The sequence below is a fragment of the Anoxybacillus pushchinoensis genome (assembly GCF_900111795.1).
GTDB lineage: Bacteria > Bacillota > Bacilli > Bacillales > Anoxybacillaceae > Anoxybacillus > Anoxybacillus pushchinoensis.
Window position 1 is genome coordinate 1 of the sequence record NZ_FOJQ01000067.1, and the last position, 10,482, is coordinate 10,482.

10 protein-coding genes and 3 pseudogenes are annotated in these 10,482 nt (G+C 39.3%); 12 read left to right on the forward strand and 1 reads right to left on the reverse strand.

All coding sequences use genetic code 11. The features are described 5' to 3' along the window. The 4 genes and pseudogenes from BM213_RS12875 to arsC all read left to right on the forward strand — a co-directional run. Nucleotides 1–191, forward strand: a pseudogene (locus tag BM213_RS12875) (IS4 family transposase); the annotation flags it as partial. Between the two features lie 194 nt (nt 192–385). Beyond that, nucleotides 386–718, forward strand: coding sequence for an ArsR/SmtB family transcription factor (locus tag BM213_RS12880; protein ID WP_091704802.1), 333 nt, complete (start codon nt 386–388; stop codon nt 716–718). 18 nt (nt 719–736) lie between these two features. Further along, nucleotides 737–1,667, forward strand: a pseudogene (locus BM213_RS12885) (ArsB/NhaD family transporter). Nucleotides 1,668–1,682: 15 nt separating this feature from the next. Next, complete coding sequence (arsC, locus tag BM213_RS12890; RefSeq protein ID WP_208601921.1) at nt 1,683–2,099, forward strand: arsenate reductase (thioredoxin); 417 nt, start codon at nt 1,683–1,685, stop codon at nt 2,097–2,099. 102 nt (nt 2,100–2,201) lie between these two features. Here the strand turns inward: arsC and BM213_RS12895 are convergent, their stop codons facing one another. Further along, entirely contained in the window at nt 2,202–3,083 is an 882-nt protein-coding gene (locus BM213_RS12895; protein WP_091704807.1) for a LysR family transcriptional regulator, read from the reverse strand. A 123-nt stretch (nt 3,084–3,206) separates the two neighbouring features. On the opposite strand from BM213_RS12895, the gene BM213_RS12900 reads away from it, so the two are divergent. The 8 genes and pseudogenes from BM213_RS12900 to BM213_RS12935 form a co-directional block, all read left to right on the forward strand. Next, nucleotides 3,207–4,127, forward strand: coding sequence for a DMT family transporter (locus tag BM213_RS12900; RefSeq protein ID WP_091704810.1), 921 nt, complete (start codon nt 3,207–3,209; stop codon nt 4,125–4,127). A 51-nt stretch (nt 4,128–4,178) separates the two neighbouring features. Next, the gene (locus BM213_RS12905) at nt 4,179–4,355 is read left to right on the forward strand and encodes an EamA family transporter (RefSeq protein WP_244149295.1); all 177 of its coding nucleotides are present in this window, start codon (nt 4,179–4,181) and stop codon (nt 4,353–4,355) included. 169 nt (nt 4,356–4,524) lie between these two features. Beyond that, nucleotides 4,525–5,385, forward strand: coding sequence for an oxidoreductase (locus BM213_RS12910; protein ID WP_091704813.1), 861 nt, complete (start codon nt 4,525–4,527; stop codon nt 5,383–5,385). Nucleotides 5,386–5,594: 209 nt separating this feature from the next. Next, complete coding sequence (locus BM213_RS12915) at nt 5,595–6,392, forward strand: ABC transporter ATP-binding protein (RefSeq protein WP_143091204.1); 798 nt, start codon at nt 5,595–5,597, stop codon at nt 6,390–6,392. 61 nt (nt 6,393–6,453) lie between these two features. After that, a complete protein-coding gene (locus BM213_RS12920) occupies nt 6,454–9,135 on the forward strand; it encodes a helicase-related protein (protein ID WP_167357416.1) in 2,682 nt (893 codons plus the stop codon). Nucleotides 9,136–9,388: 253 nt separating this feature from the next. After that, nucleotides 9,389–9,796 (forward strand): Hg(II)-responsive transcriptional regulator, encoded by a 408-nt coding sequence (gene merR / locus BM213_RS12925; protein WP_091704818.1) that lies wholly within the window; start codon nt 9,389–9,391, stop codon nt 9,794–9,796. Beyond that, nucleotides 9,793–10,191 (forward strand): annotated as a pseudogene (locus tag BM213_RS12930) (FAD-dependent oxidoreductase); the annotation flags it as partial. The gene merR and the pseudogene BM213_RS12930, both read left to right, overlap by 4 nt. 74 nt (nt 10,192–10,265) lie before the next feature. Beyond that, nucleotides 10,266–10,482 (forward strand): helix-turn-helix domain-containing protein (locus BM213_RS12935; protein WP_143091205.1); only part of this gene is annotated, 217 nt, incomplete at its 3' end.

Sequence of the window (10,482 nt, forward strand, 5' to 3'; positions counted from 1 at the left end):
TTGGTCACAGTGAACAAGCTGTACATAATCAAGTGTACGTAGCCATGATAGTGTACTGTCTGAATGTTTTAGCTCAGTTGAACACGAATAGCGAACGCAGTTACTTACAAATTAGTCGCTATTTGAAGGCTTCTTTGTGGAAATCCGCTCACATTTGGTTACGAAAAATCGAAGGAAACAGCGTCCCATAAAGGTTTGCCAGTCGTTGTTGCACAAGTCATAGGTTATAGTAAAAAAATGGATGTCTACTACCCTCGCTTAGGTGTTTTCGTTTTTTCTCTAAAGTCCAGAAAAAATAAAACTGAAAATTCAGACATCATTTATGCGACGGTAGTGATATAAGTATATAATTATATAATAATTTACGGATGAAGGAGGGGGTATTATGTATCACATCGAAGAGGCGGCAAATATGTTAAAGCTATTAGGCGACAAAACAAGACTCACGATCATGGCTATACTAAATGAAACAGATTGTTGTGTATGTGAGCTCGTTGAACTATTACAGATGAGCCAACCTGCCATTAGCCAGCATTTACGAAAACTAAAAGATAACGGTTTAGTGAAAGAAACAAAAAGAGCGCAGTGGGTATTTTATTCACTAAATAAAAAACATGAGTTTTATCCAATGATGCAAAGCATTTTCGCTTATTTGCTAGATCCAAAAGAACACATTCGTCAACTTAAGGAAAAAGGAATGCGTATTCAGTGCGAATAAAAAGAGAGGAGTGGTTTTTTGCTTTCCGTTATTCTTGCATCACTGATTTTTCTTGTTACCCTCGTTTTTGTTATTTGGCAACCACGCAATTTATCGATTGGTTGGTCGGCGTGCGGTGGCGCCTTATTAGCGTTGCTCCTTGGGGTTGTTGATGTTCAAGATGTCATCGATGTAACGAACATCGTTTGGAATGCGACGCTTGCTTTTATTGCAATCATTATTATTTCTTTAATTTTAGATGAAATTGGCTTTTTTGAATGGGCAGCATTACATATGGCACGTGCTGCAAAAGGAAACGGCATTCGCATGTTTGTATTTGTTTCAATTCTCGGTGCTTTAGTGTCTGCATTTTTCGCAAACGATGGCGCTGCACTCATCTTAACACCCATCGTATTAGCTATGGTGCGTGCATTACAATTTGATGAACGAAACGTATTACCATTTATTTTAGCAAGCGGATTTATCGCTGATACGACGTCGTTACCGCTTGTTGTCAGCAACCTTGTCAATATTGTCTCTGCGGACTTTTTCCGTATTAGTTTCGGTGAGTACGCATCACGGATGATCGTTCCAAACTGATCTGATCGAGGGAGCCTCTAAGCAAGGATTGTTTGTAGCAACGATTGCTATGGGGTTTATCGCAGCCATTTTATCATCTGTGATGAACAACATGCCAACGGTTATGATTGATGCACTAGCCATCGCTGATACAAATACGACAGGAATTATTCGTGAAGCGCTTATTTATGCCAATGTGATCGGTTCCGACTTAGGACCAAAAATTACACCAATTGGCTCACTCGCGACACTTCTTTGGTTACATGTCCTTTCAACAAAAGGAGTAAAAATTACGTGGGGCACTTATTTTAAAAACGGTTTAATTTTAACTATCCCAACATTATTTATTGCGCTCGTTGGGTTATATATATGGTTACTTATTATTCATTAAAAGGAGTCGATTGCAATGAAAAAAGTCATTTATTTCTTATGCACAGGAAACTCTTGTCGTAGCCAAATGGCGGAAGGATGGGCAAAAAAATATCTCGGTGATGAATGGGAAGTATATAGCGCTGGTATCGAAGCACACGGTTTAAATCCAAACGCCGTGAAAGCGATGAAAGAGGTGGGCATCGATATTTCAAAACAAACATCCGATATCATTGATCCGGAAATTTTAAACAAAGCCGATTTAGTCGTTACATTATGTGGACATGCAGCTGATCATTGTCCAGTCACACCACCGCACGTAAAACGCGTACATTGGGGGTTTGACGATCCAGCGAAAGCAGAAGGGACCAAAGAAGAAAAATGGGTTGTTTTCCAGCGTGTTCGTGATGAAATTGGCGCGCGAATTAAGCGATTTGCGGAAACAGGAGAGTAAAACGCCGAATATAAACTTATGATTTATATATCCAATCTATTCCCCATAATTTAATTATGTAAACTTAAAGAGCTAAACGAGAAGATCCCCGTTTGGCTCTCCTTAAATTTCTCTCACTAAGAGGCTCGTCAATTGTTTCATTGATTGTGACAACCATTTTTTACGATGGTATACAAGTTGAAGGGAGAGGTGTATATCGGCCTCGGGAAGAAGGATGCGAACTAAACTCCCTTTCTCTAATTCAGACTCTACAGCCATAAGTGGCAAAAAAGCGATGACAAGTCCATAAGCGACGCATCGTTTTATTGCTTCAATACTCCCTAGTTCAATCGTATACTCAAAACGAATACTATGATTACGATACAAATTTCCGATGACTTCTCGATAACTACATCCTTGTTCAGTCACAATAAGCTTTTCATCACCTAACATACGTATATCCACTTCATCTAACTGGGCTAAACGATGGTCTGGTTTAGCAACAAGAACTAGCGGCTCTTGTTTAATGACAGTCACATGTAAATCCGGGTCTTCACGTTCTTCATCGAGAATAATAGCTAAATCATATTTCCCTTCCTTTACTCCTTCGACAAGCCGATTGCAAATGTTTTGTTGCAACAGCAAATTTACTCTCGGATACTTTTGCTTAAATGCTTGTAAATAAGGTGGGAGATAAAACCCAGCGACTGACTCAATCGTGCCAATTGATAAACTCCCAGCGAGCTCCGTTTGCTCAGAAAGACTTTGTTTCGCCTCATCAATCAAACTAACAATCTTATTTGCATATTCAAGTAGTTCCACCCCGGCAGATGTCAGTTTAATTTTCCCGCCCCAACGTTCAAACAAAACAACACCAAATTCCTCTTCTAGCTTTTTTATCTGTGTTGTCACACTCGATTGGGCGTATCCTAACATTTCACCAGCTTTCGTAAAACTATTCCATTTCGCTACCTCACGAAATGTATGCAAATAATCAAGATTCATACTCCCCAACTCCCCATCAAAAATATTGATGAACGATATCAATTATTATCAATAACACCTATGACCAAATACTTGTAAAATTGATTATAACAGAAATGTAAAGATAAACGAGGGGGATATTTCATGTCAACAAAAAATTTGAACACGTATATACTTTTATTTTTAACCACTACCATTTGGGGTGGTGCCTTCGTTGCTGGAAAAATCGCAACAACGACTTTACATCCTGTGTCAGTTGCTTTTTTTCGCTTTTTCGGTGCTAGTTTGACTTTGTTTCCATTATTGCACTTGAAAGAGCCGAACAGACCAACTCCGACGAGAAAAGATTGGGGCGTGTTAGCGCTCCTCGGTTTAACGGGTGTGTTTTTATACAACATTTTCTTTTTTATAGCTACAAAATACGCACCAATTGTCAAAAGCTCATTAGTTATTGCGGTCAATGCCCCGTTGATTACATTGTTGTCTGCACTATTTTTGAAGGAAAAATTGAACGGAAGAAGTATATTTGGTATGTTGCTCGCCGTATTTGGAGCTGTATATATCATCACAAACGGCCATCCGTCCATACTTATCGAGATCGGTGTTGCTCCGATCGATCTCGTGCTAGCAGGGGCATGTCTCAGCTGGAGTACATATTCGGTCATTGGAAAAGTAGCAATGAAAAAATATAGTCCGCTCGCAGCAACAACGTACGCAACAGGTTTTGGAACGTTATTTTTAGCACCGTTTGCGCTATACTATACTTCTTTTACATCTATCAAGATGAGTGGATGGGATGTGTGGTTAAGCGTACTGTACGTTGCCGTTGTCGTTTCGGCTATCAGTTTCGTTTGGTGGTATAATGGTATTCAAAAAGTCGGAGCTTCAACCGCTTCCGTTTTCATTAATGTCATGCCTATTTCTGCTACAGTGATGGGAACGATCTTTTTTAATGAACATTTGACAATTACTCATATCGTTGGAGCGGCGTTTATATTTAGTGGTATTTTGTTTAACATTTACAGTAAACAAGAAAAAGAGATGTTCCCTGGGGCGAATATATGATTTGGGGGGGCTGGAGAAGTGCGGAAAGGATATGGCCTCGTTTTCTATATGATGCAATCTTCTTTTTATTTTCAGGCAGTGAAATATATTCCATCTTCACTCGCTGCTTTATTGCTGTATTTAAATCCTATATTTGTGGCTATTTTTTCGTTCTTTACTAATAAAGAAAAGCTAACGAAACACATCATCATAGCGCTTCTCATTTCTTTTTTAGGATTGGGGGACTGATTGTGTTGAGTGGAGCTATGCTTGTTGTCACAACAAAAGAACTTAAACCAAAGAAAAAATCGACCTCTATCAGTGCGTGATGAGGGTCGATTTTGCAAAATGGCAGGAATATTGCCTATCGTTATCTAATTCCAATAAATGTTTCTTTATAGTAGCGAGGAGGATTGTTGTGAACCAAAATGTAAACTCCCCGTCGGTGGCGCTAGTGACAGGAGCCTCAAGCGGGTTTGGGCTACTTGTAAGTATTGCACTTGCGCGTGAAGGATATCAGGTCGTTGCTTCGATGCGAAACATACAAAATAAAGAAATGCTTGCAACAGCAGCGTGTGAAGCAGGCGTGTACGATCGGATAGAAATCGTACCTCTCGATGTCACCGATTTCGCTTCGGTAGAATCGGTTGTACACGATGTAATCAATTGCTATGGACGGATCGATGTATTAGTTAACAACGCAGGGTTTGCCGCTGGCGGTTTTGTAGAGGAACTCTCACTTGAAGAGTGGGAGCGTCAATTTACGACAAACTTTTTCGGGTTAGTTGCCGTTACAAAAGCTGTTTTGTCAATTATGCGAACGCAACGTAGCGGTAAGATTATCAACATTAGTAGCATTAGTGGACGAGTCGGTTTCCCAGCGATGAGTCCATATGTCGCTTCAAAATTTGCTGTCGAAGGATTTAGCGAATCGCTTCGTTTAGAAATGTTGCCGTACGGAGTACATGTCGTCTTAATTGAGCCTGGGTCATTCAAAACAAACATTTGGTCGAAAGGACTTCAAGGAGTGTCCGTCCGTTCCGATTCACCATATGAAAAAGAAATGAAAACCATTGTGCAATACGTGAATCGTGTAGCTAAAACAGCTCCACCTCCTGATGAAGTCATTAGGCAAATCATTAAAGCCGTCCAATCGCCGACTCCTCGTTTGCGTTACCCTGTAGGGAGAGGAGTCAAACTGACGTTAATGCTGAAAAACTGGTTGCCATGGAAGTGGTGGGAGCGGATTTTCCTGAAAACGTTTAATAAACAGAAATAAGCACAACCTTCATGTAGAGCTGTAGAAAACATACATTTGTAAGTAGGAGTTTTGTTAATTTTAGCGAAATGATGTGTAAAATCGTTGGAGATTGATCGACAAAATGCTTTAGACCAAGAATTAAACAGGGGGCGAAAGAGACTCACCGGATTTCCGGGATTTATTTCGTCGATGTTGCTTGAGGAGCTTGTAAAGAAGGGGGAAGAGGAATGATTGTTGAGATGAAAAATGTTTCGTTTATTAGAGAAGGGCGCGTCATTTTAGACCGTCTACATTGGGAAGTGCAAGAAAATGAACAATGGGTCATTCTCGGGTTAAATGGTTCAGGAAAAACGTCGCTGCTTAATATTTTATTAGGCTATGAATATCCATCAAAAGGAGAAGTTTCCGTATTAGGGCACCGATTTGGAAAAACAAATTTGCCAGAACTTCGCAAACACATCGGGTTTGTAAGCAGCGCGTTTGAGAGATTTCAACCTACATTAGAATCGGAAACGGTGGAAGAGGTAATTGTTAGCGGAAAATTTGCTTCGATTGGGCTGTATGAGCTTGTCACAGTCGAAGATTTTCATCAAGCCGAACAATGGATGAATGTCTTTCGAATTGGTTACTTAAAAGGAAAAACGTATCGCACCTTATCGCAAGGAGAAAAGAGAAAGGTACTGATTGCTCGAGCACTAATGGCAAAGCCAAAGCTACTCATACTGGATGAACCAACCGTAGGACTAGATATGTTAACACGAGAAGAACTTTTAGCACTCATTAAAGACGTTATCATGAAAAAAGTATGCCACGTGTTATATGTCACACATTATATTGAAGAAATCATCGAAGAAATGACCCATGTTTTATTATTAAAAGATGGAAAAATTATAGCAGCCGGACAAAAAGAAAAAATACTCACTGACGATTATTTGTCAGAAACGTTTCAAATAGATGTGCACGTCCGTTGGGAACATAATCGGCCGTGGGTATCGATAAAAAAAGCCCTGCACTTCAGTGAATAGGAAAATAAAGGAGGACGAAAGGCGTAAAATGAATGAGAAAAGGGAGGAAAATTTCACTTCAATGTCCGTAAAGAAGCCAACAAATATACTAGAGAAATTACAAGCGCGATTAAGTCATCGGTTTGCGATTTTGGAAGAAGACATCTTTCGTCTTATAAAAGAAGAATTGGTGTCGTTAGAAATTACGCCCGAACCTTTTCGTACAGTAAAGGACGTTTGGGACGATATAGATCTGTATTGTTTCGATGAAAATTTATTCAATCGATGCGAAGAGAAAATACAAACGTTTCTTTATGACCTACTTGCTGATTGTGTGAGGGAATTAGGAGTGGACGAAGTACGTACGTATCTCATCACCCAAGGGTGGTCAAATGAGGTAGAAGAAATGGACATGGAAGACCTTATTTATGGGGTAAATGAGCTATTAGACTGGGAAATTGAAGAAATCACATTGGATTTGCTTGAGCATTTTGGCCAGTATGAATTGTCATTTCTCTATCGCAAAGAATATCCGTTTCAACAGTTATGTAAACAAATAGAAAAACCAGTGGATTTGCATTTTTTGAACAATGCTCTATCTTCTTGGTTATTTGCAAGAAAGGAACAGATAAAAAAACAAATTCAAGAGGAGTACGGGGAAATGCTGTTAGATGATTCATTAAAGATAACAGCTTTTTCGAGCGAGAAACTAGTACAAGCCTTTTTTGATGTGGTGGATGAAGAACACCTAGCACAAATAGTTAAATACGTAGAAACAGAATTGACGAACGAAATAAAAACTCGCTCCCAAGCCTTTCTTGCCATTCGTCAAACATCTATATGGAAAGTTTGTGAATCCATTATTGATCAACACGTAGGCATATGGCTCCATGAAGTAAAAAAAGAAGCAAAAGCCCTGTACGATGAATGGGAGGAGCTCTGTCGCTTGCTCGAGAATAGTTGTTCTAAAGAGATGATAATAATTCTTGATAAAATGCGGCACTATCCGACTTTTATAAAAGAAGTGGATAAAAAACGAAGAACGAAAGAGGAATACGAAGCGATTTTATCTAAAATTGCGTATACGTATGTACAGTTGCTAAACGAAAAATATCAATGTTCAATAGAATGGAATCCACAGAAAATGAACCGCTGGTTGAGTACGTGGTTTACATCAATGGAGGAATTTGAACGCTCGTTTCTTCATTCTAAAGAGTTTAACCGCCACTTAAAGGCGATAAGCAAGCAAATTTTTGACCACCCTTTATCACTTTCCGCTTCATCGGTTCACAAAAAATATGTCGTTCATGTCGGTCCGACTAATTCTGGAAAGACATATGACTCGATGCAACGGTTGCTTCAAGCGAAAACAGGGATGTATTTAGCCCCATTGAGATTGCTTGCGTTAGAAAAGTTTGAAGAGATGTGTTCCCACGGTATTGCATGTGCCTTAATAACAGGGGAAGAAAGAAAAAATGTACATGGCAGTACACATATAAGCGCAACGGTCGAGTCGGTGAATGTCAACGAGGAATTTGAAGTTGTCGTTATTGATGAATGTCAATTATTAGCGGATGAAACGAGGGGGGCTGCTTGGGTCAAAGCGATTATCGGGGCGAAAGCGAAAGAAATTCATTTGGTTGTTGCACCGCATGCTGTTGGCTTGCTTCAAACACTGCTAACTTACCATCAGTTTGATTTTGAAGTAATCGAACACAAACGTACCACTCCACTCATTTGGGAAGAAAAGGATTTTTCTTTTCCAAATGACTTGCAAAAAGGAGATGCACTTATTGTTTTTTCAAAAAAGAACGTTCTCCATGTTGCCGCTTCACTCGTAAAACGAGGATATAACGTCTCGGTTTTGTACGGAAGCATGCCTCCTGAAACAAGAAGAAAACAAGTCAGGCAATTTCGGAAAGGGTTAACCGATATATTAATAGCAACCGATGCTATCGGCATGGGAATGAATCTTCCTATTCGAAGAGTCATCTTTATGGAAAGTAAAAAGTTTGATGGGAAAGCCGTTCGAACGTTAAAAGCAGAAGAAGTACAGCAAATCGCAGGACGAGCAGGAAGAAAAGGAATATATGAAGAAGGGTTCGTCTGCGCTATGGTAAATCGAAAAAAAATAAAAAAGTTGTTAGAGGCGCCGGTAGCTCCTATTGAATATAGTTTTCTCCCTATATCAATCGAATCACTAAAAAAATTTCCTTACGAATCATTCGATTTATTCAAACGGGCATGGAGCTTTTATCAAAACGAATTAAAAGAAACGCCTTATCGTGTTCGTGAAATAAGCGAATGGGAAAGAAAAATGTTCGTTTTAGAGAAAGCATTGAAAAAGATGAAGCTCGAACTTCCTCTTTGGAAGAAATTATCTTTCTGTTTCGTTCCGTTTTCAATCGAAGAAACGAAGATAACAGATTGTTGGCTAACGATGATTAGAGAATATTTAACGGAAGGGAAGGTAGCTCTGCCGCCTATCCTTACGTCGGTCGATGCAATTGATGAATTGGAGAACGGCTATAAACAACTTATGTTATTTACGTCATTTGCTTATTCTCAATCGTTGTCTTTTAACGAAGAAGAGGTTTTTGAACTAAAAGAAAAAATTTCTGAAAAAATATTTGAAGTACTATCTAAACATTTGATACGCTATATGAAAAAATGTAAAATTTGCAATCAGGAATTGCCTTGGGATTTTCCATATCCACATTGCCATCATTGTCATGAATATATGTATGTGGAGATGTCTTTTTAATTTGCTGCTTATCTTTCTAGGAGAATTTTTCATAAATGAACAATATAAAAACTTATTTCCTTCTATATAAAAGCGGATGAGATAAAAATAAGCTGTTGAGCTTGTGTCAACAGCTTATTTTCTTCTAGCTACTAATTTCCGAGAGACTAATTATCGCCAATTCACAATTCATTGTCAATAGTAGAATTTTTTACTAACTTGACTATGTACCTTAGTACAAAGTTTATACTTAAATTGGAAGTGAGGTCATTCAATGTATCGGATTAGCGAACTAGCCAAACGGTGTGGCGTGAATAAAGAAACGATCCGCTATTATGAAAAGCGACAGCTACTTCCACTCCCTATGCGAACAGAAGCGGGGTATCGTTTATATTCAGATGCAGATGCAAAGCGCGTCCAATTCATTAAACGTCTGCAACAACTCGGATTTTCTTTAACGGAAATTCATCAGCTACTTGGCATTGTCGATCAAGATAAGGAAAGATGCGCGGATATGTATGTGTTTGTATCGAAAAAAGTGGAAGAAGTGCAAAAGCAAATCAAAGACTTGCAGCGAGTAGTACATGTGCTACAAGACTTGCAGAAGCGGTGCCCGGACGAAAAAGCGTTATACGAGTGCCCGATGATTGAAATGCTAATTGAGGAGGAATTTTCAACATGAAAAGATATATGATGCGCATTGAAGGAATGACGTGTCCAAGCTGTGAAAAACATATTGCTTCGATTCTTAAACAAATCGGCGCAAAATCCATTGATGTTAGTTTTCGTCGTAGAGAAGCGGTGTTTGAACTTCCTCATGCCAACGTGGAAACGGCAAAACAAGCCATAACTATGGCTGGTTATGAGCCGATAGAAGCAGGGGAAGTTGATGCAACAAGAGAATATGACTACATCATCATTGGCTCTGGTGCTGCCGCTTTTGCGTCGGCAATCGAGGCAAGCAAGTACGGGGCGAAAGTTGTCATGATTGAAAGAGGAACGATAGGAGGAACATGCGTTAATATCGGCTGTGTCCCTTCAAAAACGTTGCTCCGGGCAGGAGAAATAAACTATATAAATTGAAATAAAGGTTTTCTCCCGTTCCACGGCGAATAAATACAAAGAGAAAATAGGGGAACGGAGAGAAAACTATGATGCCAAATCACAAAGACGAGATCGAAAAGTTGTCCACTGCCATGAAAGAAGCAAAAAGTAAACGAGCATATGAACGCTACCAAGCGATTTATCTTCATTTGCAGGGATATACCAAAGGAGAAATCGCAACGATTATTGGTCGATCCAAGAAAACTATTTATAACTATATTCATGCCTACGCCCAGCGCGGTCTTGATGGACTGGAGATGAAAT

What these genes read in the sequence shown, in the direction of transcription:
- BM213_RS12900 (WP_091704810.1), top strand. Translation starts at nt 3,207, where the DNA reads ATGTCAACAAAAAATTTGAACACGTATATACTTTTATTTTTAACCACT.
- BM213_RS12915 (WP_143091204.1), top strand. Translation starts at nt 5,595, where the DNA reads ATGATTGTTGAGATGAAAAATGTTTCGTTTATTAGAGAAGGGCGCGTC.
- merR (WP_091704818.1), top strand. Translation starts at nt 9,389, where the DNA reads ATGTATCGGATTAGCGAACTAGCCAAACGGTGTGGCGTGAATAAAGAA.
- arsC (WP_208601921.1), top strand. Translation starts at nt 1,683, where the DNA reads ATGAAAAAAGTCATTTATTTCTTATGCACAGGAAACTCTTGTCGTAGC.
- BM213_RS12895 (WP_091704807.1), bottom strand. Translation starts at nt 3,083, where the DNA reads ATGAATCTTGATTATTTGCATACATTTCGTGAGGTAGCGAAATGGAAT.
- BM213_RS12905 (WP_244149295.1), top strand. Translation starts at nt 4,179, where the DNA reads ATGCAATCTTCTTTTTATTTTCAGGCAGTGAAATATATTCCATCTTCA.
- BM213_RS12880 (WP_091704802.1), top strand. Translation starts at nt 386, where the DNA reads ATGTATCACATCGAAGAGGCGGCAAATATGTTAAAGCTATTAGGCGAC.
- BM213_RS12920 (WP_167357416.1), top strand. Translation starts at nt 6,454, where the DNA reads ATGTCCGTAAAGAAGCCAACAAATATACTAGAGAAATTACAAGCGCGA.